This is a genomic window from Paraburkholderia sp. FT54 (genome assembly GCF_031585635.1).
GTDB lineage: Bacteria > Pseudomonadota > Gammaproteobacteria > Burkholderiales > Burkholderiaceae > Paraburkholderia.
This window is the reverse complement of sequence record NZ_CP134195.1, coordinates 443,462-465,531: the sequence shown is the minus strand read 5'-3', so window position 1 is coordinate 465,531 and position 22,070 is coordinate 443,462. Positions and strand designations below refer to the sequence as shown.

At 62.4% G+C, this 22,070-nt stretch carries 18 protein-coding genes; 3 read left to right on the top strand and 15 right to left on the bottom strand.

Going from position 1 to position 22,070, the window contains the following annotated elements:
* The first annotated feature begins 78 nt into the window (after positions 1 to 78).
* Positions 79 to 834 (top strand): cell division protein ZapD, encoded by a 756-nt coding sequence (gene zapD, locus RI103_RS02205; RefSeq protein ID WP_106285174.1) that lies wholly within the window; start codon positions 79 to 81, stop codon positions 832 to 834.
* A 123-nt stretch (positions 835 to 957) separates the two neighbouring features.
* The gene (yacG, locus tag RI103_RS02200; protein ID WP_106310901.1) at positions 958 to 1,155 is read left to right on the top strand and encodes a DNA gyrase inhibitor YacG; all 198 of its coding nucleotides are present in this window, start codon (positions 958 to 960) and stop codon (positions 1,153 to 1,155) included.
* A gap of 81 nt (positions 1,156 to 1,236) precedes the next feature.
* On the opposite strand, the gene RI103_RS02195 is transcribed toward yacG, so the two are convergent.
* The 5 genes from RI103_RS02195 to ltrA form a co-directional block, all read right to left on the bottom strand.
* Positions 1,237 to 1,659, bottom strand: coding sequence for an NUDIX domain-containing protein (locus RI103_RS02195; RefSeq protein WP_310813811.1), 423 nt, complete (start codon positions 1,657 to 1,659; stop codon positions 1,237 to 1,239).
* An 8-nt stretch (positions 1,660 to 1,667) separates the two neighbouring features.
* Complete coding sequence (locus tag RI103_RS02190; protein ID WP_310813810.1) at positions 1,668 to 2,537, bottom strand: ATP-binding protein; 870 nt, start codon at positions 2,535 to 2,537, stop codon at positions 1,668 to 1,670.
* A gap of 42 nt (positions 2,538 to 2,579) precedes the next feature.
* On the bottom strand, positions 2,580 to 3,821 hold the full coding sequence (argJ, locus tag RI103_RS02185; protein WP_310813809.1) for a bifunctional glutamate N-acetyltransferase/amino-acid acetyltransferase ArgJ: 1,242 nt from the start codon (positions 3,819 to 3,821) through the stop codon (positions 2,580 to 2,582).
* A 151-nt stretch (positions 3,822 to 3,972) separates the two neighbouring features.
* Complete coding sequence (gene secA / locus RI103_RS02180) at positions 3,973 to 6,783, bottom strand: preprotein translocase subunit SecA (RefSeq protein WP_310813808.1); 2,811 nt, start codon at positions 6,781 to 6,783, stop codon at positions 3,973 to 3,975.
* 203 nt (positions 6,784 to 6,986) lie between these two features.
* A complete protein-coding gene (gene ltrA, locus RI103_RS02175) occupies positions 6,987 to 8,687 on the bottom strand; it encodes a group II intron reverse transcriptase/maturase (protein ID WP_310813807.1) in 1,701 nt (566 codons plus the stop codon).
* A gap of 1,216 nt (positions 8,688 to 9,903) precedes the next feature.
* Here ltrA and RI103_RS02170 point away from each other — a divergent pair.
* The gene (locus RI103_RS02170; RefSeq protein WP_310813806.1) at positions 9,904 to 10,389 is read left to right on the top strand and encodes a DciA family protein; all 486 of its coding nucleotides are present in this window, start codon (positions 9,904 to 9,906) and stop codon (positions 10,387 to 10,389) included.
* Positions 10,390 to 10,460: 71 nt separating this feature from the next.
* Here the strand turns inward: RI103_RS02170 and lpxC are convergent, their stop codons facing one another.
* From lpxC to murD, 10 genes are all read right to left on the bottom strand, one after another.
* Positions 10,461 to 11,378 carry a UDP-3-O-acyl-N-acetylglucosamine deacetylase gene (gene lpxC, locus RI103_RS02165; protein ID WP_310813805.1) on the bottom strand — a complete coding sequence of 306 codons (918 nt, stop codon included), beginning with the start codon at positions 11,376 to 11,378 and terminating at the stop codon, positions 10,461 to 10,463.
* Positions 11,379 to 11,666: 288 nt separating this feature from the next.
* Entirely contained in the window at positions 11,667 to 12,170 is a 504-nt protein-coding gene (locus RI103_RS02160) for a peroxiredoxin (RefSeq protein WP_310813804.1), read from the bottom strand.
* Positions 12,171 to 12,434: 264 nt separating this feature from the next.
* On the bottom strand, positions 12,435 to 13,631 hold the full coding sequence (gene ftsZ, locus RI103_RS02155) for a cell division protein FtsZ (RefSeq protein ID WP_310813803.1): 1,197 nt from the start codon (positions 13,629 to 13,631) through the stop codon (positions 12,435 to 12,437).
* A 132-nt stretch (positions 13,632 to 13,763) separates the two neighbouring features.
* A complete protein-coding gene (ftsA, locus tag RI103_RS02150) occupies positions 13,764 to 14,996 on the bottom strand; it encodes a cell division protein FtsA (RefSeq protein ID WP_007180311.1) in 1,233 nt (410 codons plus the stop codon).
* 27 nt (positions 14,997 to 15,023) lie between these two features.
* Positions 15,024 to 15,776 carry a cell division protein FtsQ/DivIB gene (locus RI103_RS02145; RefSeq protein WP_132372930.1) on the bottom strand — a complete coding sequence of 251 codons (753 nt, stop codon included), beginning with the start codon at positions 15,774 to 15,776 and terminating at the stop codon, positions 15,024 to 15,026.
* Between the two features lie 24 nt (positions 15,777 to 15,800).
* The gene (locus tag RI103_RS02140) at positions 15,801 to 16,742 is read right to left on the bottom strand and encodes a D-alanine--D-alanine ligase (protein ID WP_310813802.1); all 942 of its coding nucleotides are present in this window, start codon (positions 16,740 to 16,742) and stop codon (positions 15,801 to 15,803) included.
* Positions 16,743 to 16,747: 5 nt separating this feature from the next.
* Positions 16,748 to 18,151: a UDP-N-acetylmuramate--L-alanine ligase gene (gene murC / locus RI103_RS02135; RefSeq protein WP_310813801.1), complete on the bottom strand. Its 1,404-nt coding sequence runs from the start codon at positions 18,149 to 18,151 to the stop codon at positions 16,748 to 16,750.
* Positions 18,148 to 19,266, bottom strand: coding sequence for an undecaprenyldiphospho-muramoylpentapeptide beta-N-acetylglucosaminyltransferase (gene murG / locus RI103_RS02130; RefSeq protein WP_310813800.1), 1,119 nt, complete (start codon positions 19,264 to 19,266; stop codon positions 18,148 to 18,150). Before murG ends, murC begins: the two co-directional genes overlap by 4 nt.
* Entirely contained in the window at positions 19,263 to 20,540 is a 1,278-nt protein-coding gene (ftsW, locus tag RI103_RS02125; RefSeq protein WP_310813799.1) for a putative lipid II flippase FtsW, read from the bottom strand. The genes murG and ftsW overlap by 4 nt, the downstream gene beginning before the upstream one ends.
* Entirely contained in the window at positions 20,537 to 22,051 is a 1,515-nt protein-coding gene (murD, locus tag RI103_RS02120) for a UDP-N-acetylmuramoyl-L-alanine--D-glutamate ligase (RefSeq protein ID WP_310813798.1), read from the bottom strand. Before murD ends, ftsW begins: the two co-directional genes overlap by 4 nt.
* Between the last annotated feature and the right edge of the window lie 19 nt (positions 22,052 to 22,070).

Sequence of the window (22,070 nt, the reverse complement as noted above, 5' to 3'; positions counted from 1 at the left end):
TGTGTGATTGCTAGGGTAGTCTCACGGCATTAGAATGTTCTGCATTCCCGTCACCGACCACGCCCGAGGCGAGCCCGCTTGATCCTTTACGAGTATCCCTTCAACGAGCGAATCCGGACGCTATTGCGCCTCGAAGATCTGTTCGAGCGCTTCACGTTCTTTCTGACTCAGGAAGACGCCAGGGAACATCACGTCGCACTGACAACGTTGTTCGAAATCTCAGAGGTTGCGGGCCGCGCGGATCTGAAGTCGGATCTGATGAAGGAACTCGAGCGCCAACGGCAAACGCTGGCGCCGTTTCGCGGCAATCCGGGAATCGAACAGAACGCGCTTGAGGCTGTGCTCGGCGAGATCGAGCAAACTCTCGCTGGGCTTTCGCAGATGCAGGGCAAGACCGGCCAGCATCTTGCAGACAACGAGTGGCTCGCCAGCATCCGCAGTCGCGCGATCATTCCGGGCGGCACCTGCAAGTTCGATTTGCCGTCCTACTACGCCTGGCAGCAGATTCATCCCGATCAGCGCCGCCAGGACATCGCCAAGTGGGTCACACCGCTGCTGCCTCTGCGCGACGCGGCCATCATCGTGCTGCGGCTTGCGCGCGAATCCGGCCAGGCGTCCAAGGTCATGGCCATGCAGGGCAGCTATCAGCAAATGCTGTCCGGCCGTTCGTATCAATTGATGCAGGTGCGCGTGGCACCGGAATTGCGCGTGATCCCCGAGGCTAGCGCCAACAAGTACATGCTGTGGGTGCGCTTCACGGTGCAGGACGGCGATCTTCGTCCGCGTGCGGTCGATGTCGACGTACCCTTCCAGCTCACGCTTTGCAGCCTGTAAGTCACGTTCGCAAAGCTGTCACCTTCACCTGGTAAATCCGGATCGACGGGGCACGCCTTTAAAGCGGCGAGAAATGCCCCTATATTCGTTACTTGTTCCGTTTGCGATTGATTGCCTGACCGTATGCCTACCGTCGTCAAATGCCCCACTTGCGGAAAGGACGTCCGCTGGACACCTGAAAACCGCTTCCGCCCCTTCTGCTCAGATCGCTGCAAGCAGATCGATCTCGGCGCCTGGGCCGCTGAGAAATACAAGATCGGCGGGTCCGAGCAGGAAGCCTCGTCGGACGAGACGCCAGGCGGGGATTACACGCCGCACTGAGCGGCGGCCCAACTGTCGAGCCACGCCGATCGGCGCTGCGCTAGCGCAGCGCCCGGTGTCGCGCGCCCTTCTCTTTCCGCTTCAGTTCTTCTCGGCTGCGAGCCATTCCAGCACGGGAATGGTCGCCGGCAACAGCGGCTCGACGTCCGCGGGCAGCGTCTGCCAGACAAAAGCCTGGCCTTCGCGGCCGTGCGGCTCGCCGGACCATTGCGTCACCTTGCAGAAAAAGAGCCGCACGTAGGCGTGCGGGTAATCGTGCTCGAGCGTATGCCAGAGATGGCTCGCCTCGACGTCGATACCCAGCTCCTCGTGCAACTCACGGGCGAGCGCGGCCTCGACCGACTCGCCCGCTTCCAGCTTGCCGCCCGGAAACTCCCAGTACCCCTCGTACGGCTTGCCTGCCGGGCGCTGCGCCAGCAGATAGCGGCCATCGGGCTGAACCAGCACGCCGACGGCAACTTCCGTCACCTTGCGGCCAGTGGCGTTCTTCTGGGCGTCGTTCATGCCGAGGCTCACGCTGAGGTTTTGCGGCCGGACCAGTCGCGCGCGAACTGCCACGCAACCCGCCCCGAACGCGAGCCGCGCTCCAGCGCCCACACCAGCGCATCGCCGCGCGCCGCTTCGACTTCGGCGTCTTCGCAGCCGAAATGCCGCAGCCAGTGGCCGATGATCGACAGGTAGTCGTCCTGCTTGAACGGATAGAAGCTGACCCACAGCCCGAAACGCTCGGACAGCGAGATCTTTTCTTCGACCAGTTCGCCGGGATGAATCTCGCCGTCGGACGTGTGCTTGTACGTCTCGTTGTCGCTCATGTATTCGGGCAACAGATGGCGTCGGTTCGACGTCGCGTAAATCAGCACGTTGTCGGATTGCGCGGCGATGGAGCCGTCGAGCGCGACCTTCAGCGCCTTGTAGCCCGATTCGCCGTCTTCGAATGACAGGTCGTCGCAGAACACCACGAAGCGCTCCGGCCGCTGCGCGATCAGGTCGACGATATCGCCGAGGTCGTGCAGATCGTCCTTATCCACTTCGATCAGACGCAGGCCGTCTTTCGCATACGCGTTCAGGCACGCCTTGATCAGCGACGATTTGCCGGTGCCCCGCGCGCCCGTCAGCAACACGTTGTTGGCCGGCTGCTTGTGCACGAATTGACGCGTGTTCTGCTCGATCAAGCCTTTCTGGCGATCGATGTTTTGCAGATCGTCGAGCGTGATCGCCGAGATGGCCGGCACCGGCTGCAGGTAGCCGCGCCCCTGGCGCTTGCGCCAGCGGAAGGCGACCGCCGCCGACCAGTCGATATGCGGTGTGGCGGGCGGAAGCATCGCTTCGAGGCGGACGAGCACGGCTTCGGCCCGGGTCAGAAACTGTTCGAGTTTGTCCATGGCTGGAAAGTAAGCGGCCCGCGGGCCGCGTAATAAACCTGGTTACGAACGATAGTCGGCGTTGATGCTCACGTAGTCGTGCGACAGATCGCAAGTCCAGATCGTGGCTTGCGCATCGCCGCGGCCGAGTACGACACGAATGCCGATCTCGCTCTTTTTCATGACGCGCTGGCCGTCTTCTTCACGGTAGGCCGGATTGCGGCCGCCGGCAGTCGCAACCAGCACGTCGTCGAGATACAGATCGATCTTGCTGACGTCGAGATCGTCCACGCCGGCATAACCGATGGCCGCCAGAATGCGGCCGAGGTTCGGGTCCGATGCATAGAAAGCGGTCTTCACGAGCGGCGAGTGGCCAATCGCATAGGCGATCTGGCGGCATTCGCCGACGCTCGAGCCGCCTTCGACTTGCACGGTCATGAATTTGGTCGCGCCTTCGCCGTCGCGCACGATCAGCTGCGCGAGGGTCTGGGCGACTTCGGTCACCGCGTCGCGCAGCGCTGCATAAGCGGGCGAGTCAGTGGACGTGATCGCAGGCAGGCTCGATTTGCCCGACGCGATCAGGATGAACGAATCGTTGGTCGACGTATCGCCATCGATCGTGATGCAGTTGAACGAGCGGTCCGCCACGTGCTTGACCAGCGCGTCGAGCACCGGCTGGGCGACGGCGGCGTCGAACGCGAGGAAGCCGAGCATGGTCGCCATGTTCGGCTTGATCATGCCCGCGCCCTTGCTGATGCCGGTCAGCGTGACCGTATGGCCGTCGATCGTGACCTGGCGCGACGTGGCCTTCGGCAACGTGTCCGTGGTCATGATCGCCTGCGCGGCGTCGTACCAGTTCGCTTCCTTGCGGTTCACCAGCGCGGCCGGCAAACCCGCCTTCAGACGATCGACCGGCAGCGGCTCCAGAATCACGCCCGTTGAGAACGGCAGCACCTGTTCCGGCGTGATCTCGGCGAGACGCGCGAGTTCGGCGCAGGTTTCGCGCGCCGCCGCGAGGCCCGGCTCGCCCGTGCCCGCGTTCGCGTTGCCGGTGTTGATCACCAGCGCGCGAATCGGCTTGCCGCCGGCGCGCACGCGTTCCAGATTCTCACGGCACACCGTGACGGGCGCCGCGCAAAAGCGGTTCTGCGTGAACACGCCGCCCACCGTGGCGCCTTCGCCCACGGAAATGACGAGCACGTCCTTGCGGTTCGGCTTGCGGATATTCGCCTCCGCCCAGCCGAGCGAAACGCCGGGGACGGGGTGGAGTTGAGCGGGATCGATCGAGGGGAAATTGACAGCCATGGTCGCGACCTGTCGAAGAAAATGCCGGCAGGCGCCGGCATCGAGGGAAACGGAAACTGATGGTCCGGGCGTGCTGCCGGACCACCGCAAAATCAAGGCAAAGTACCGCGTAAAACGACGCGGCGCGCCTCACAGCGCGCCGCCTTCGGCATTACACGATCTTGCCGTGGCACTGCTTGTACTTCTTGCCGCTGCCGCATGGGCACGGGTCGTTACGGCCGACCTTCGGCACGTTGTCCGCGTGCATATTCGCTGCAGACGCCTGCGACGAGCCGTGGCTCATTGCGTCGCCGATCATGGCGGCGGTGGCCGCTTCCGCGGCAACAGGTGCTGCTGCGGCGGCTTCGGCGAATTCGGCGTGCCGGAACTCGACGTTTTCAAGGTGGCCGCCCTGCTCTTCGAGCTGTTCAGCAGCCTGCTCCAACTGTTCCGGCGACTGGATCTGCACGTTCATCACCACGCGGGTGACTTCGAGCTTCACGGCGTCGAGCATGGCGGCGAACAGTTCGAACGCCTCGCGCTTGTATTCCTGCTTCGGATTCTTCTGCGCATAGCCGCGCAGATGGATGCCCTGGCGCAGATGATCGAGCGCGGCCAGATGTTCGCGCCAGCTACGGTCCAGCGTTTGCAGCATGATCGAGCGTTCGAACGCGCTGAACGATTCGCGGCCAACCAGCTCGACCTTGGCTTCGTAGGCTTCGTCAGCCGCGGCCTCGACCGCTTCGAGAATCTCGTCCGCGCTGATCGAGTTCGACTCGTTGATCATTTCCTGGATCGCGAGGTCGAGCTGCCACTCGTTGCGCAGCACTTCTTCCAGCTCGGGCACGTCCCACTGCTCTTCAATGCTGCCGGCCGGCACGAACTGGTGAACGATATCGGCGATCACGCTCTGGCGCATCGCGCCGATCGTTTCCGTGATGTCGTTCGCTTCGAGCAATTCATTGCGCTGCTGGTAGATCACCTTGCGCTGATCGTTCGACACATCGTCGTATTCAAGCAATTGCTTGCGGACGTCGAAGTTGCGCGCTTCCACCTTGCGCTGCGCGGATTCGATGGAGCGCGAGACGATGCCTGCTTCGATCGCTTCGCCTTCGGGCATCTTCAGGCGGTCCATGATCGCGCGCACGCGATCGCCGGCGAAAATGCGCAGCAGCGGGTCTTCCAGCGACAGATAGAAGCGTGACGAGCCCGGATCGCCCTGACGGCCGGCGCGGCCGCGCAACTGGTTGTCGATCCGGCGCGATTCGTGGCGCTCGGTACCGATGATGTGCAGGCCGCCCGCGGCCTTCACCTGATCGTGCAGCGCCTGCCATTCGTCGTGCAGCTTCTGGATACGGCGCTGTTTGTCGTCCTCAGCCAGCGTTTCGTCCAGTTCGAGGAACGACGCCTGCTTTTCCGCGTTGCCGCCGAGCACGATGTCCGTACCGCGACCGGCCATGTTGGTGGCGATCGTGATGCGCTTCGGACGGCCGGCTTCGGCGACGATCTCGGCTTCACGCGCGTGCTGCTTGGCGTTCAGCACTTCGTGCGGCAAACCGGTCTGCTTCAGCAGATGCGACAGCAACTCGGAGTTTTCGATCGAGGTCGTGCCGACCAGCACCGGCTGACCGCGCTCGTAGCAATCGCGGATGTCGCGGATCACCGCGTCGTAGCGTTCCTTGGCGGTCTTGTAGATCTGATCCTGCTTGTCGATCCGCTTGGGCGGACGGTTGGTCGGGATCACGACCGTTTCGAGACCGTAGATCTCGTTGAATTCGTACGCTTCCGTGTCCGCCGTGCCGGTCATGCCGGACAGCTTCGCGTACATGCGGAAGTAGTTCTGGAACGTGATCGACGCGAGCGTCTGGTTCTCGCTCTGGATCTTGACGTGTTCCTTCGCCTCGACGGCCTGGTGCAGGCCATCCGACCAGCGGCGGCCCGACATCAGACGGCCGGTGAATTCGTCGACGATCACCACCTCGCCGTTCTGCACCACGTAATGCTGGTCCTTGAAGAACAGCGTGTGCGCGCGCAGGGCGGCGTACACGTGGTGCATCAGCGTGATGTTCTGCGGCGCATACAGGCTTTCGCCCTCGCCGATCAGGCCCCACTCGGCGAGCAGGCGCTCGGCCTTTTCGTGGCCCGATTCCGTCAGGAACACCTGGCGGCCTTTTTCGTCCAGCGTGTAGTCGCCCGGCTTTTCGACGCCGGTGCCGTCCGCCTTCTCTTCGCCGATCTGGCGTTCGAGCAGCGGCGGCAGCGCATTCATGCGCACGTAGAGTTCGGTGTGATCTTCGGCCTGGCCGGAGATGATCAGCGGCGTACGGGCTTCGTCGATCAGGATCGAGTCGACCTCGTCGACCACCGCGAAATTCAGGGCTCGTTGCACGCGCGCGTCGGTCTCGTAGACCATGTTGTCGCGCAGGTAGTCGAAACCGAATTCGTTGTTGGTGCCGTACGTGATGTCAGCGGCGTAAGCTTCCTGCTTCGCGCCGTGGTCCATCTGGGACAAATTGATGCCGACCGACAGACCGAGGAAGTTGTACAAACGCGCCATCCATTCGGCGTCGCGCTGGGCGAGGTAGTCGTTGACCGTGACCACGTGCACGCCGCGGCCCGACAGCGCGTTCAGATATACCGGCAGCGTGGCGACGAGCGTCTTGCCCTCGCCGGTGCGCATTTCGCCGATCTTGCCGTAATGCAAAACCATGCCGCCGATCAGCTGCACGTCGAAGTGGCGCATTTTCAGCGTCCGCTTGCTGGCCTCGCGGCACACCGCGAAGGCTTCCGGCAGGAGCTTGTCGAGCGATTCGCCGCTCGCGACGCGCTGGCGGAATTCACCCGTTTTGGCGCGCAGTTGATCGTCCGTCAATTGCTCGATCTGCGGCTCGAGCGCATTGATCGCCGTGACGGTCTTTTGATATTGCTTGACTAGCCGCTGGTTGCGGCTGCCAAAAATCTTCTGTAGAAAACCGGTGGTCATCGGATCGGTGTCTGCGTCGCGGCTTCGGCTGGGTGGCGGCGTGCGTGTCGTGCACGTGCGCTCCAAGGGTCGGAAGGGCCTCGGCGGCTTAGTCCAAGAGTGAATTGTCGGGTAGCCCGACCTTCTTACGAAGATCGGGCCCCCCGAGAACCGTACGTGCGAGTTTCCCCGCATACGGCTCAAATCTACGAACGAAGTTCTGTCTACGACAGAACCGGCTTAGTTACTACCAGTTTACCAACGTGTACCTGCTGGTGACAGTGCGGGTGAAGCAAAACCCGGTTGGACAACTTGTCTGACCCGCCATGCATCCGATATTCCAGATGATGGTCGTGCCAGCCTGTTTCGCCCGTCAAGGCACAGCCACAGTGCGCACACAACCCGCTCTGCGCCATATACAGCTTTGCCCACTGTTTCCGATAGCGCATCGAATCCCACAGACGCGTCTGTCGCAGTTGCTCGCCATATTGCTCCCACTTCGGATCAAAGGGATTGAATTCACCTGGGATCTTCTTGTGTCGCCTGATCGTCGTACCGCTGAGTTGATACAAATCCATCAGGCCCCAACTGCCATCGTCTCGAACCGTCCGGACCGCGAACACCCACTGGCGAGCGTCGATTGAGTGGAAGTACTTCTGTTTCACCCAACTGCTGCTCTTTCGCGGATGTCGCCGCTTGGACCACCACCAGAGCCTCCGAAACACCAGATGCTCCATGCGGGTGTACGCCTTTTTGGCCGTAACCGGATGGTGGTACTGCGCCCATCCGCGCAACATTGGGTTTAGCAATCGGATCAGCTCCTCCTGCTTCGCCGTCTTGTTGCTGCTGATCGTTTCCGCCACCTTGCTGTAGAACGCTTTCGCGTTCTTTTTGCTCGGTTTGATGAGCATCTTTCCCGAGTACTTCCGGAAATTCCACCCAAGGAAATCGAAGCCGTCGTCAATGTGAGTGATCCGCGTTTTCTCCTCCGATAGCTGCAACCCTCGAACCGCAAGGAATGCCTCCACCCAAGGTCGGACCTCCTGTTCCAGTATCTCTTTCGAGTCACCGGTTATCACGAAGTCGTCCGCGTACCGCACCACATTCACTTTCAGCCTTCGGGCTTTCATGATCCCCAGCTTCGCACCGAGATGCACCGCCAGTTCTCGTTCCAGCCCGTTCAGCGTTACGTTAGCCAACGTCGGGGAGATAATTCCTCCCTGCGGCGTACCGGCCTCAGTCGCCCGTAGCTGACCTTGATAAATCAGGCCAGCCTTCAACCATTTCCGGAGGACGCCTCTGTCCATCGGGACATTGGTTTCCAGCCAGTCATGACTGATGTGGTCGAAGCACCCCTTGATATCCGCTTCTAGGACCCACTTGGCCGAGGCCTCTTGGGACATACAGACGCGGATTTGGGACATCGCGTCGGCTGTCGAACGATTCAACCTGAACCCGTAAGAGTTCAGATCGCTCGTCGATTCCGACACTGGCTCCAAGGCCAGCAGATACAGAGCTTGCATCGCCCTGTCTCGCATGGTCGGAATGCCCAGAGGACGCTCCTTCCCATTTGCCTTGGGGATAAAGACTCTCCGTAATGGCAGAGGCTTGTATCCGCGCCGCTTCAGCCTGCCGATGGCTTCCCATCGGCTTTCAGGCGAATCCCATAGCTCGCGATCGACTCCAGCCGTTCGCGCACCCTGGTTTTGCGTAACACGTCGTACCGCATACAGCTTTGCAGACAACGTGCGAGTCAGCATCCGTTGCAGGGCTTTCACCCTGCGCCAGTCACCTTCCCGCGTCGCCTTCGCAATTCGAATCTGCATCCCTCTCACGTTCCGCTCAACTCGTCGCCAATCTACGGCGTACCAATTGTCCGGCGCGTGGGAAAGCGCAGATCCGGTCGTTCGACCAAATACTTTCATGCTGCTCTCCTACCTGGAAAAGTCCCCAGACAGAAGGCGCATCTCCCCCAGCGGGGCAGATACACCCCGCTGGGGAACAACAAAACTCAACACAGGCGCATGCGCCTGCATCTAACCAAGTCTACAGAGGGTAGTCAGCCGTCTTGCGACGGTAGACCAGACGGAAGTCTGCCCGCTTTCGCGTGAGGTGATGTCTCAACCCCTATCCGGTCCATTACAGCCCGGCCTTCGCTTTTTCCGTCCTCCCATACCTGCACAATCAACAGCGTCCCTTGCGGTTCGCCTGCCAGCCCTACTGCGCTGGCAACCATACAGGCTTACCACGTTCCCGGCATGCCACACGACTGACTTAGGTTCTGCCTATTCCCCGGCGGTATCACTAACGACGTAGCCCGAGATTCGAGCGGGCTATCCAACCGCATACCTGTTGGTCAGTGCCTATCAGCAGCTTTGGCACACAATGCTAACGAGGTTTATCAGCAGTTCACTTCCGTTAACCCTATCAGCCAGCCTAGCGCCTTACCCCCTTGCTGCTAGGAGTATCCAGACCGCTTCCTCGCGGAAACGATCTGCCCGAAACGTCCGGGGGCTACATTGTCAGAAGAGCTTCACACCTCACCGTTGCCAGTGACGCATGTCCTCCTAGGCTACTGCTGGTCGTACAGCAGGTTCACTACCCTCATCTTCAGCGACGAGGTCGAACAATGACACACCGAGCTTTCGCTCGTATCGGTTTAGCGAAACCCTTGCCTGAAAGCTCGGGAATTGCAAACATCACCCCGCCCTGTCGGCGGAGGTGAAGCCGCTGACTGGGCGGGACCTGACGGTAATCAAGTCCATGCAACAAGGTTGCCGGCTGATTGCTCCGGTTTCCAATTTCACTACAAGGATGCTTCCCATAGGGTCGCATCTGCTTCTTAAAGTGCAGCCCACAAGGGGGCCGCCTGCGGAGGGCATGGTGAGTTGCCTCAATAACCCTCTAGTCGATGCTCCGTAACGTGGAGCCACCGGACACGAGCGTGCGTGTCGCACCGAATCGCGCATTTTAGCACGCGCCCCCGCCCACGCTGATGTCAGCAACGAGACGGCGGCGGGGCATCCGAAGGCCGCCGCAGCGAGTTCCGGCACTCCGCATTGAGGCAGGTCCGCGTGCATCCCGCGCGGTACAATCGCGGCGTGAACGCGCATAGGGTGCGACACGCCGCTACCATCGAACATGAGCCGTTCTCCTTCCTTTTCAAGGCCGCCGCCCCAGCAGTTCAAGGCGCGCCGCCCGCAGCCGGTCGCCGAGGTGCTCAATCGCACGGACGCGTTCGCGGCCCTGCGCGCGGGCGTCGAGCAGATTGCGGCGTTGGAGAAGGATCTGCGGGCGCTGCTGCCCGATTATCTGGCGACGAGCGTCGAGCCCAGCTTTATCAAGGAAGGCGTGCTGGCCCTGTTCGCCGGCCATAACGCGCTGGCGGCACGGCTACGGCATCTGGAGCCACGGCTGCTGTCGGATCTGCAGCAGCGCGGCTGGCCCGTCAATGCGCTGCGGATTCGCGTGCGGCCGCAGGCTGTCAAGGAACCGCCGCCCGTCAAACAGGCGCGCATGACGCCGGCTGGCGCCGATGCGCTCCACGCGCTGAGCGAATCGCTCGCGCCTTCGCCGTTGCAGGAAGCGCTGGCGAAAATGGCGGCCCGCCATCGGAGAAATCGCTAGGCAGAAAAAAAGCGGCCCGACTGGGCCGCTTACTTTTCATACACCTGCTTCGGAAATTTCGCTCGAAAGCGTCAGGCAAAAGCCGTTTGAGTTTCGTAGGCAAAGCCGCGCGGCGCTTTCTGCGTATCTTCGAAGGTGACGATTTCATACGAATCTTCGTGCGCCAGTAGTTCACGCAGCAGCGCGTTGTTCAGGCCGTGGCCCGACTTGTACGCGTTATACGACGCCAGCAACGGATGGCCGACCACATACAGGTCACCGATCGCGTCGAGCATCTTGTGCTTCACGAACTCATCGTCATAGCGCAGGCCGTCGTTGTTCAGAATGCGGTACTCGTCGAGCACGATCGCGTTGTCCATGCTGCCGCCGCGCGCCAGACCCAGTTCGCGCATCATTTCCACTTCATGCGCGAAACCGAACGTGCGAGCACGCGCGATCTCGCGCACGTACGACGTATTGGCAAAATCCACTTCCAGCGCCTGACCGGTTTTATCCACGGCCGGGTGACGGAAATCGATCGTAAATTTGAGCTTGAAACCGAAATACGGGTCGAGACGCGCGAATTTATCGCCGTCACGAATTTCGACCGGCTTGGTGACCTTGATGAATTTCTTCGCCGCGTTCTGCTCTTCGATACCCGCCGATTGAATCAGAAACACGAATGAACCGGCGCTGCCGTCCATGATCGGGATTTCTTCAGCGGTGACGTCGACGTACAGGTTGTCGATGCCAAGACCGGCGCAGGCGGACATCAGATGCTCGATGGTCGAGACGCGCGCGCCGTCCTTCTGCAACACGGAAGCCAGACGCGTATCGCCAATCGCCATCGCCGACGCAGGAATGTCCACCGGCGTGGCCAGATCCACGCGCGAAAACACGATGCCCGTGTCCGGCGCGGCCGGACGGAGCGTCAGTTCGACCTTGCGGCCCGAGTGCAGGCCGATGCCGACTGTCTTGACGATTTGCTTGATAGTGCGCTGCTTCAACATGGTGGTCTTCTATTCGATTGAAAATCCCAATCGGGACTTTTTATTCCATAGGACGAATTATACTCCAATACCCTAAGGAGCGTCTTCGGACGGAACGTATCAATCTGTTTCGCTGCATTACCTTGGGCGCCCGTCAGGGAAAGCGTGACGGGCCGATGCCCCGGAACGGAGGCGTTTCCGGTCATCGGCCCGCGTAACGGCCTGTCACAAAAGCGTCTTATCGACCGTTGCCCCGGCACAACGCGCCAACCGCGCGTGCCTGCGGCGAAGGCCACGACGCCCACGTGCCTAGCTCAACGTAGCGAGAATACTCCCTGCATCGCTGACTTCGAATTTGCCGGCAGCCTCGACGTTCAACGTCTTGACCACGCCGTCGTCGACAACCATCGCGTAGCGCTGGGAACGGATTCCCATGCCGCGCGCCGACAAATCCTGCTCGAGACCGAGCGCTCGCGTGAAAGCCGCACTGCCGTCCGCCATCATGCGCACCTTGCCCGAGGCGTGCTGATCGCGTCCCCACGCGCCCATTACGAACGCGTCGTTGACGGACACGCACCAGATTTCGTCGATACCCGCAGCGCGCAACTGCTCGGCGTGCTCGACATAACCCGGTACATGCTTGGCCGAACAGGTCGGGGTGAACGCGCCGGGCAATCCGAAGATCACCACGCGCTTGCCCGCCGTCTGCTCGCGCACGTCGAAGCTGTTAGGCCCGATCGTGCAGCCCGCCCGCTCGTCTTCGATCAACTCGAAGAGCGTTGCGTCGGGCAGCTTGTCACCTGCTTGAATCATGCTCAGTCCTTTGCATCGATGCGAAGCATCGCTCGCACGTCGTCGTGTCGCAGTGAAAAATCCGGCGTGAGCTGCACTACATGCTCCGCCGCCCGGCGACAGTCGCCCACTCCGCTTCGCGAATCCGAAGAGGGCAGTCGTCCTTGCCGCGGATCTGACGATACGCGACTTATTTGCCGTTCACCTGCCACGCTCGTGCGTTCGTCCGCCAGCGCTGCACTGCTGTCCAACTCGCAGCGCGGCAACGAAAGCCTGCTCGCGCGCTCAGTCCGCCTGCTTGCGCAGGAATGCCGGAATGTCGTACGTGTCGACGCCCTTTTCCTGCAGCGCCTGCACATGCGAGGCGGCCGTATCGCGCGACGTGCGCCACACTGCCGGCGTATCCAGCGCGCCGTAGTCGGCCGTGCTGGCGTGCGACGACTGCGGTGCGTAGGCAGCGTGTGCGTGGATCGGCTGATTGTCGGTGCCGGTGCGCAGCAGCGTCATCGGTGCCGATTGCTGCTTCTTCGCCGCACGGCCCAGACCCGTTGCCACGACCGTCACGCGCAGCGCGTCGCCCATCGCATCGTCGTACACCGCGCCGAAGATAACCGTCGCGTCTTCCGCGGCGTAGCTCTTGATGGTGTTCATCACTTCGCGCGTTTCCGACAGACGCAGCGAACGGCTCGACGTGATGTTGACCAGCACGCCACGCGCGCCCGACAGATCCACACCTTCCAGCAGCGGGCTTGCAACTGCCTGCTCAGCGGCCAGACGCGCCCGATCGACGCCGGCAACCGTCGCCGTGCCCATCATCGCCTTGCCCTGCTCGCCCATTACCGTCTTCACGTCTTCGAAGTCGACGTTCACCAGGCCGTCGACGTTGATGATTTCCGCGATGCCGGCAACTGCGTTGTTCAGAACGTCGTCTGCGCACTGGAAGCACTTATCCATCTCGGCGTCATCGCCCATCACCTCGAACAGCTTGTCGTTCAGAACGACGATCAGCGAGTCGACGTGATCCTCCAGTTGCTGCGAACCGGCTTCTGCGACGCGCATGCGCTTACCGCCTTCGAATTCGAACGGCTTGCTGACCACGCCAACGGTCAAGATACCCATTTCCTTGGCGATCTGCGCAACCACGGGTGCTGCGCCCGTGCCCGTGCCGCCGCCCATGCCGGCCGTGATGAAGACCATGTGCGCGCCGCGCAGTGCGTCGGCGATGCGCTCACGTGCTTCTTCCGCTGCGGCGCGGCCCATTTCCGGCTTGGCGCCGGCGCCCAGACCCGTGTTGCCGAGCTGGATCACCGCGGTGGCGCGCGAACGCGACAAAGCCTGCGCGTCCGTGTTCATCACGATGAAGTCGACGCCTTGCACGCCTTTGTTGATCATGTGCTGGACAGCATTGCCGCCAGCGCCACCGACTCCGACGACCTTGATGATGGTGCCGTTCGTTTCGGTTTCCAGCATTTGGAAATCCATGATGCCTCCGTCAAGATAAAAAATTTACAGCCACTCGGCCGTTATTCGGCAGAAGATCGGGCAACCCTCTGTCGCGCGCCGGCCGCCGGCACCGGCGCGTATTTTTGAAAACCGTTCTGTACAGCGAATGCGTTAGAAGTTGCCGAGAAACCAGTCCTTCATGCGCGTGAACACCTGTCCCATCGAGCCTGACTGCACCGCGACCTTGCGGCCGCGCATACGCTGCGAGCGTCCTTCGACGAGCAGACCCATCGCCGTCGAGTAGCGCGGATTGCGCACTACATCAGCGAGACCGCCCGCGTATTCCGGCACGCCGATGCGCACCGGCTTCAGGAAAATGTCCTCACCGAGTTCGACCATGCCGAGCATCATCGACGCGCCGCCGGTCAGCACCACGCCGGAGCTCAGCAGTTCCTCGTAACCCGACTCGCGCACCACCTGCTGCACGAGCGAAAACAGTTCTTCGACACGCGGCTCGACCACCGCCGCCAGCGCCTGGCGCGACAGCGTGCGCGGACCGCGCTCGCCGAGACCCGGCACTTCGATCATTTCGTCCGGATCGGCCAAAGCCTGCTTGGCGATGCCGTAATCCACCTTGATGTCTTCCGCGTCCGGCGTCGGCGTGCGCAGCGCCATCGCGATGTCGCTCGTGATCTGGTCGCCGGCGATCGGAATCACCGCCGTATGACGGATCGCGCCTTCGCTGAAAATCGCGATGTCCGTCGTGCCGCCACCGATATCGACCAGCACCACCCCGAGTTCTTTTTCGTCTTCCGTCAGCACCGCGAGCGACGACGCCAGCGGCTGCAAAATCAGATCGTTCACTTCGAGCCCGCAACGGCGCACGCATTTCACAATGTTCTGCGCCGCGCTCACCGCGCCGGTGACGATATGCACCTTCACTTCGAGGCGAATGCCGCTCATGCCGATCGGTTCGCGCACATCTTCCTGACCGTCGATGATGAATTCCTGCGTCAGGATATGCAGCACCTGCTGATCGGTCGGAATGTTGATCGCCTTCGCCGTCTCGATCACGCGCGCCACGTCCGTCTGCGTGACTTCCTTCTCCTTGATCGCCACCATGCCGCTCGAATTGAAGCTGCGGATATGGCTGCCGGCAATCCCGGTGAATACGTTGGTGATCTTGCAGTCGGCCATCAGCTCGGCCTCTTCGAGCGCGCGCTGAATGGACTGCACGGTGGCCTCGATATTCACCACCACGCCTTTCTTGAGCCCCTTTGATTCGCTCTGGCCGAGGCCGATCACCTCGTAGTGACCTTCGCCCTTCAACTCGGCGACGATGGCCACGACCTTCGACGTCCCAATGTCGAGGGCGACCAGCAGATCTTTATAGTCTTTACTCATAGCGTGCTCATTGCGTGTGATGTCCGTTTACTTCTTGCCCTTGTCGGGTTCGGTGATAAAGCGCATCCCTGCCGCGCGAATCGCGAAACCGTTCGGATAGCGCAAGTCCGCATACTCGATATCCTTTCCCCAACGTTGCGTCACCGCGTTCCACGCCGCGCTCAGACGTTTGCTCCGATCGAGCAGCGTGTCCTGATTGCGTTCGCGCCCAAGTTCCACCTGCGTGCCGTTCGAGAGCTTCACCGTCCACGCGTAGCGCGGCGACAGCGTCACTTCTTCAGGCGTCGCGCCCAACGGCGCAAACCATTTCTGGAAGTCGTGATAACGCGCGACCACCTCTTTTGCCGTACCGTCCGGACCGTCGAACGCGGGCAGATCTTCTTCGAGCTCGCCCTGGTTCGCGGTGAACAACTCGCCGTCGACGCTCACCAACTGATCGCTGCCCCACGTCCCCAGCGGTTTGTACTCTTCCAGCGTGACAGCCAGTGCATTCGGCCAGACGCGCCGCACGCTCGCATGACGCACCCACGGCATCTGCTCGAACGCCTGACGCGCCACGTCGAGATCCACCGTGAAAAAGTTGCCCTTCAAGCGCCCCACGACGCCCGCGCGCACCGTCGGCGAATTGATGTGCTCGGTATCGCCGTCGATCTGGATTTCGCGCAGCGCGAAATTCGGGCGCTGGATCAGCCAGTAACCGCCCGCCGCCAGCAGCACGAGCACCAGCAACGCATGCAATGCGTTGGCGGCGAAATTGAGCTGGCGAACGTTGTTCCACATGGTGTTGCTTTCGGGTCGCCCCGGTTAGTCCTGCAGCGTCAGCGCCAACACGCCGACAACCAGTTCCTGATAGCTGATGCCCACCGCGCGCGCCGCTTTCGGCGGCAGCGAGTGATCGGTCATGCCAGGCGCCGTGTTCACTTCGAGGAAATACGGGTTGCTGTCGGCGTCGAGCATGAAATCCGCGCGGCCCCAGTCGGTGCAGCCGAGTACGTCGAAGGCACGGCGCGCCAGCACTTTCAGGCGCGCTTCCTCGTCCGCCGCCAGACCGCACGGAATCAGGTACTGCGTGTCGTTCGCGATGTACTTCGCGTGGTAGTCGTAAAACTCGCCGGCCGGCACGATGCGGATCACCGGCAGATCGAGATTGCCGGCGATGCACGCGGTGTATTCGCCGCCGCCTTCAATGCTTTTTTCGACCACCACGATCTTGTCGTACTTGACCGCTTCAAGTAGAGCAGCGGGCAATGCGTCGGCGCTCTTCACCTTGATCACCGCGACGCTCGAACCTTCGCTCGCCGGCTTCACGAAGAGCGGCAAGCCGAGCTTCGCGACGATCTCTTTCGAACGCGCTGCGTAGTCGTCGCCGCGCAGCACCGCTTCGAACGGCGGCGTGGGAATGCCGAGTTGCTGCCACACGAGCTTGGTGCGGAACTTGTCCAGACCGAGCGCCGAGCCGAGCACGCCGCTACCCGTGTACTTGATGCCGTAAAAATCGAGCGCGCCCTGAATCTGGCCGTTCTCGCCATAGCCGCCATGCAGCGCGTTGAACGCGCGCACAAAACCTTCTTCCTTCAATGCGGCGAGCGGACGCTCGGCCGGATCAAACGGATGCGCGTCGACGCCGGCGTCGCGCAGACCTTGCAACACCAGGCGGCCGGAATTGAGCGACACCTCGCGCTCGGCGGAATCCCCACCGAGCAGTACTGCCACTTTGCCGAATTGTTTCGGGTCGATACTGCTCATTTCGCTCACACCTTCGTTTCCTGCGCGAGGCGACCCGGCACACCGCCGATCGAACCCGCGCCCATCGTGATCACCACATCGCCGTCGCGCACCACTGCTGAGAGCGCGTCCGGCACTTCATCCACCGTATCGACAAACACCGGTTCGACCTTGCCCGCCACCCGCAGCGCGCGCGCCAACGCGCGGCCGTCCGCGGCGACGATCGGCGCTTCGCCGGCCGAATAGACTTCGGTCAGCACGAGCGCGTCGACGGTCGACAGCACTTTCACAAAATCCTCGAAGCAATCACGCGTACGCGTGAAGCGGTGCGGCTGGAACGCCAGCACCAGACGCCGGCCCGGAAATGCGCCGCGCGCCGCCGCCACTGTCGCTGCCATCTCGACCGGGTGATGACCGTAGTCGTCGACCAGCGTGTAGGCACCGCTCGTTTTGCCTTCGGTCACGACCGGCACTTCACCGTAGCGCTGGAAGCGTCGACCGACGCCGTTAAAATCCGCCAGCGCTCGCTGGATATCGGCATCTTTCACTTCAAGTTCAGTCGCAATTGCAATTGCGGCCAAAGCATTCTGTACGTTGTGCTCACCCGGCAGGTTCAACACGATGTCGATCGGCGCCGCGTCTTCGCGCATGGCCGTGAAATGCATCTTGCCGTCGTGCGCTTTGACGTTGACCGCGCGCACCTGCGCATCCGGCGCGAAGCCGTAGCGGATGATCGGCTTGGACACGAACGGCAGAATTTCCTTCACGTTCGGATCGTCCACGCACAGAACCGCGATACCGTAGAACGGCAGACGGTGCGTGAATTCGATGAACGCCTGCTTGAGCCGCGCGAAGTCGTGGCCGTAGGTGTCCATATGATCGGCGTCGATATTCGTGATGACTTCGATCACCGGGAACAGATTCAGGAACGACGCATCCGACTCGTCGGCTTCCGCGACGATGAAGTCGCCCGTGCCCAGGCGTGCATTCGCGCCCGCGCTGATCAGGCGGCCGCCAATCACGAAGGTCGGATCCAGTCCGCCCGCCGCGAGCACGCTCGCCACCAGCGAGGTGGTCGTGGTCTTGCCATGCGTGCCGGCAATCGCGATGCCCTGCTTCAGGCGCATCAGTTCCGCGAGCATCACCGCGCGCGGCACGATCGGAATGCGCCGATGACGCGCGGCCAGCACTTCCGGATTGTCGCTACGCACGGCCGTGGAAACGACCACCGCGTTCGCGCCTTCGATGTTCTCCGCCGCGTGACCGATCGCGATCCGCGCGCCGAGTGCGGCGAGGCGATCGGTGATCGCGTTGCTCGTGAGATCCGAGCCGCTCACCTGATAGCCGAGGTTGACCAACACCTCCGCGATGCCGCTCATGCCGACACCGCCGATGCCGACAAAATGAATGTGTTTGACGATGTGTTTCATTGCTTTCCTTCTGGGCTCGCGCCCGAAATCGAACCCGCCACGGTCGCGCAAATCTGCGCGACCTGTTCCGTGGCGTCGGGTTTCGCGAGCGAGCGCGAACGCTCCGCCATCTCCGCGAGGGTTGCTCGCGTCTGGCTGCGCAACCAGTCAGCGAGGGTTTCCGCCGACAGATCGCGTTGCTGCACGACCAGCGCCGCGCCGTTGTCGGCGAGGAACGCTGCATTAGTAGTTTGGTGATCGTCCACTGCATACGGGAACGGCACGAAGAATGCCGCCACGCCTACTGCTGAAATCTCGGACACCGTCATCGCGCCGGACCGGCAAATCACCAGGTCCGCGTTCGCGTAGGCGCTCGTCATGTCGTCGATGAACGGCACGAGTTCGACATCGGCGCCTGTTTGCAAACCGGCTGCCGCGTAGTTCTCGCGCAGCGCCTCGATGTGCTTTGCGCCCGCCTGATGCACGATGCGCGGCCGTTCGTTCGGCGCAAGCAAGGCCACCGCCCGCGGCACGACTTCATTCAATGCCGCCGCGCCGAGACTGCCGCCCACCACGAGTACATTCAACGGACCGCAGCGTTGCGCGTAGCGTGCTTTGGGTGCCATTGCGCCAGCAAGTTCCGCACGAATTGGATTTCCCGTCCATTCGCCATGCGGCAACGCATTCGGGAATGCGACCAGCACGCGCTTGGCGAGTTTCGCGAGCACCTTGTTCGCGAGACCCGCAATCGAATTCTGTTCATGCAGCACCAGCGGACGGCCGCTCAACGCGGTCATCAGGCCGGCCGGAAACGTGATGTAGCCGCCCATGCCGAGCACGACGTCCGGCTTCACGCGACGCAGCACAGAGAGGCTTTGCGTGCAGGCGCGCAGGAGATTGACCGGCAGCATCAGCTTGGTCTTCATGCCCTTGCCGCGCAGTCCGCCGAAGCGCACGTATTCCATCGGGATGCCGTGCTTCGGCACCAGCGTCGCTTCCATGCCCGCGGGATTGCCGAGCCATACGACCTTCCAGCCCCACGCCTGCATCAGATGAGCGACCGCGAGCCCCGGGAACACATGTCCCCCGGTGCCGCCGGCCATCACCATCAGCGTGCGTTGCGGCAGGGCGGTCATACTTTCCCTCCGCGCATGAGCACCCGGTTCTCGTAGTCGACACGCATCAGCACCGCAATGGCGACGCAATTCAGCACAATGCCCGAGCCGCCATAACTGACGAGCGGCAACGTGAGACCCTTGGTCGGCAGCAAGCCGAGGTTCACGCCCATGTTGATGAAGGTCTGCGCGCCGAACCAGATGCCGATGCCCTTCGCGACCAGACCCGCGAACGTGCGGTCGAGTGCGAGCGCCTGACGGCCGATCTCGAACGAGCGGCGCACGATCCAGTAGAACATCAGGATCACCACCAGCACGCCGACAAACCCGAGTTCCTCGCCGATCACCGCGAGGATGAAGTCGGTATGCGCTTCCGGCAGATAGTTGAGCTTCTCGACGCTGCCGCCGAGGCCCACGCCGAACCACTCGCCGCGGCCGAACGCGATCAACGAGTGCGTCAATTGATAAGCCTTGCCCTGTGCGTAACGGTCGTCCCACGGATCGAGGTACGCGAAAATCCGCTCGCGACGCCACGGAGACGCCCACACCAGCAGACTGAACGTGCCGACCGCGGTTGCCACGAGGCCGCCGAACAGCTTGCCGTTCACGCCGCCGAGAAACAGCACGCCCATCGCGATCGCCGCGATCACCATGAACGCGCCCATGTCCGGCTCGAGCAGCAGCAATGCGCCGACGAGACCCACGGCGACGGCCATCGGCAAAAAGCCTTTGGCGAAGCTGTGCATGTATTCCTGCTTGCGCACCGTGTAGTTCGCCGCGTAAATGGTCACCGCGAGCTTCATGATTTCCGACGGCTGCATGTTCGTGATGCCGAGCGGAATCCAGCGGCGCGCGCCGTTCACGCCCTTGCCGACGTGCGGGATCAGCACGATCACCAGCGCAACCAGCGAAATCAGAAACAGCTTCGGCGCGTACTTGTCCCACGTCGCGATCGGAATGCGGAACGACACGATACCGATCACCGAGCCCATCACCACAAAGATGATCTGGCGCACGAGGAACGCGTAGTCGCGATACGACGCGTACTTCGGCGAATCGGGCATGGCGATCGACGCCGAATACACCATCACCACGCCGAGACCCAGCAGCGCGACGACCACCCACAGCAGCGAATGATCGTAGTCGAGCATGCGCGAGCGTAGCGGACGCACACCGTTGACGGCGCTCGCGAGACCGCTGCCACCCGTGCGGCCGCCGACGCGCACCGAACCACCCGAACCTGCTGCGTCGCCGGCAGCAGCGTGACGCGACCCGAAACGTTCCGACCAGCTCATATCATCGTCCCCCGTTCGGCTGCGATGTCTTCTACCGTGCTGCGGAATACCGCGGCGCGGTGTGCGTAACCCTTGAACATGTCGAAGCTCGCGCAAGCCGGTGACAACAACACGGCGTCGCCCGGTTGCGCCAGCGCGGTTGCGGCGCGCGTCGCTTCTTCGAGCGTGGCGTGATCCGTCATGGCGATGCCGGTGTCTTCCAGCGCGGCACGAATCTGCGGCGCGTCACGGCCGATCAGCATCACGGCGCGGCACCAGCGCATGACCGGTGCGGCGAGCGGCTCGAAATCCTGGCCCTTGCCATCGCCGCCGGCGATCAGCACGATGCGCTGCGCGAGACCGTCGATCGCGGCAACCGTCGCGCCGACATTGGTGCCTTTGCTGTCGTCCACATAGTCGATACCGTCGATCGACGCGATCAATTCCACACGATGCGGCTCGCCGTGATATTCGCGCAGACCGTGCAGCAGCGGCGCGCCCGGCAGGCCGATTGCGCGCGCGAGTGCGTAGGCGGCGAGCGCATTGGCGGCGTTGTGCAGGCCGCGAATGCGCAAGGCGTCCGCGGGCATCAGACGCTTTAGCGCGATGTTCGGCGGCGTCGCCACTTCGTTCTTGCGACGGCGCTTCGGCACGGGTTCGTCGCTCGCGTCGCGATCGTGCGCCTCGACGAGCCAGACCATGCCGTTGTCGCGCAGCAGGCCGTAGTCGCCGTCGTTCTTCGGCTCGGTGACGCCGAACGTGACCATCTCGGCTTCGCTGTCTTCCGGCGGCGCCAGCTTCATGACGCGCGAGTCGTCGCGATTCAGCACGCGCACCGTCTGTGTACCGAAAATACGGCCCTTTGCGGCGGCATATGCGTCGAGACCGCCGTGCCAGTCCAGGTGATCCTGGGTGATGTTGAGCACGACCGCCGCATCCGGCGAAAACGTGTGCGCGGTTTCCAACTGGAAGCTCGACAGCTCCAGCACCCACACGTCGGGCAACGCGGTGTTGTCGATTGTTTCCGAGAGTTTGTCGAGCAGCGCCGGGCTGATATTGCCGGCCACCGCGACCTTCTTGCCGGCGCGTTCGCACAGCAGGCCGATCAGGCTCGTGGTCGTCGTCTTGCCGTTGGTGCCGGTAATCGCGATCACCTTCGGCGCGTAGCCGCTTTCGCCGAGCGTTTTCAACGCTTGCGAGAACAGCTCGAGTTCGCCCCACACGGGGATGCCTTGCTCGCGCGCAGCGGAGATCAGCGGCAACAGGTCAGCGGCAAGCGGCGACAAGCCGGGGCTAATGGCGACGAGTTCGACGCCTTCGAGCAGCACCGGCGAAAACGGGCCGCCGACGAATGCGGCGTCGATGCCGTGCGCTTCCAGCGCGGACAGGTTCGGCGGCACTTCGCGCGTATCGGCCACACGCAGCCGACAGCCGTGCCGCGCGCACCAGCGCGCCATGGCGAGACCGGATTCACCCAGTCCCAGCACGAGCACCATCGGCTTTTGCCGATCCCGAAACTTCTCGCCGAACATCGCCTGCTTCCCCTAATAC

Coding starts and splice junctions, on each gene's coding strand:
- RI103_RS02145 (WP_132372930.1), bottom strand. CDS start 15,776: ATGTGGAACAACGTTCGCCAGCTCAATTTCGCCGCCAACGCATTGCAT.
- yacG (WP_106310901.1), top strand. CDS start 958: ATGCCTACCGTCGTCAAATGCCCCACTTGCGGAAAGGACGTCCGCTGG.
- RI103_RS02190 (WP_310813810.1), bottom strand. CDS start 2,537: ATGGACAAACTCGAACAGTTTCTGACCCGGGCCGAAGCCGTGCTCGTC.
- RI103_RS02195 (WP_310813811.1), bottom strand. CDS start 1,659: ATGAACGACGCCCAGAAGAACGCCACTGGCCGCAAGGTGACGGAAGTT.
- lpxC (WP_310813805.1), bottom strand. CDS start 11,378: ATGTTGAAGCAGCGCACTATCAAGCAAATCGTCAAGACAGTCGGCATC.
- ltrA (WP_310813807.1), bottom strand. CDS start 8,687: ATGAAAGTATTTGGTCGAACGACCGGATCTGCGCTTTCCCACGCGCCG.
- secA (WP_310813808.1), bottom strand. CDS start 6,783: ATGACCACCGGTTTTCTACAGAAGATTTTTGGCAGCCGCAACCAGCGG.
- murD (WP_310813798.1), bottom strand. CDS start 22,051: ATGTTCGGCGAGAAGTTTCGGGATCGGCAAAAGCCGATGGTGCTCGTG.
- ftsZ (WP_310813803.1), bottom strand. CDS start 13,631: ATGGATTTCCAAATGCTGGAAACCGAAACGAACGGCACCATCATCAAG.
- RI103_RS02140 (WP_310813802.1), bottom strand. CDS start 16,742: ATGAGCAGTATCGACCCGAAACAATTCGGCAAAGTGGCAGTACTGCTC.
- murG (WP_310813800.1), bottom strand. CDS start 19,266: ATGACCGCCCTGCCGCAACGCACGCTGATGGTGATGGCCGGCGGCACC.
- murC (WP_310813801.1), bottom strand. CDS start 18,151: ATGAAACACATCGTCAAACACATTCATTTTGTCGGCATCGGCGGTGTC.
- RI103_RS02160 (WP_310813804.1), bottom strand. CDS start 12,170: ATGATTCAAGCAGGTGACAAGCTGCCCGACGCAACGCTCTTCGAGTTG.
- ftsA (WP_007180311.1), bottom strand. CDS start 14,996: ATGAGTAAAGACTATAAAGATCTGCTGGTCGCCCTCGACATTGGGACG.
- ftsW (WP_310813799.1), bottom strand. CDS start 20,540: ATGAGCTGGTCGGAACGTTTCGGGTCGCGTCACGCTGCTGCCGGCGAC.
- RI103_RS02170 (WP_310813806.1), top strand. CDS start 9,904: ATGAGCCGTTCTCCTTCCTTTTCAAGGCCGCCGCCCCAGCAGTTCAAG.
- argJ (WP_310813809.1), bottom strand. CDS start 3,821: ATGGCTGTCAATTTCCCCTCGATCGATCCCGCTCAACTCCACCCCGTC.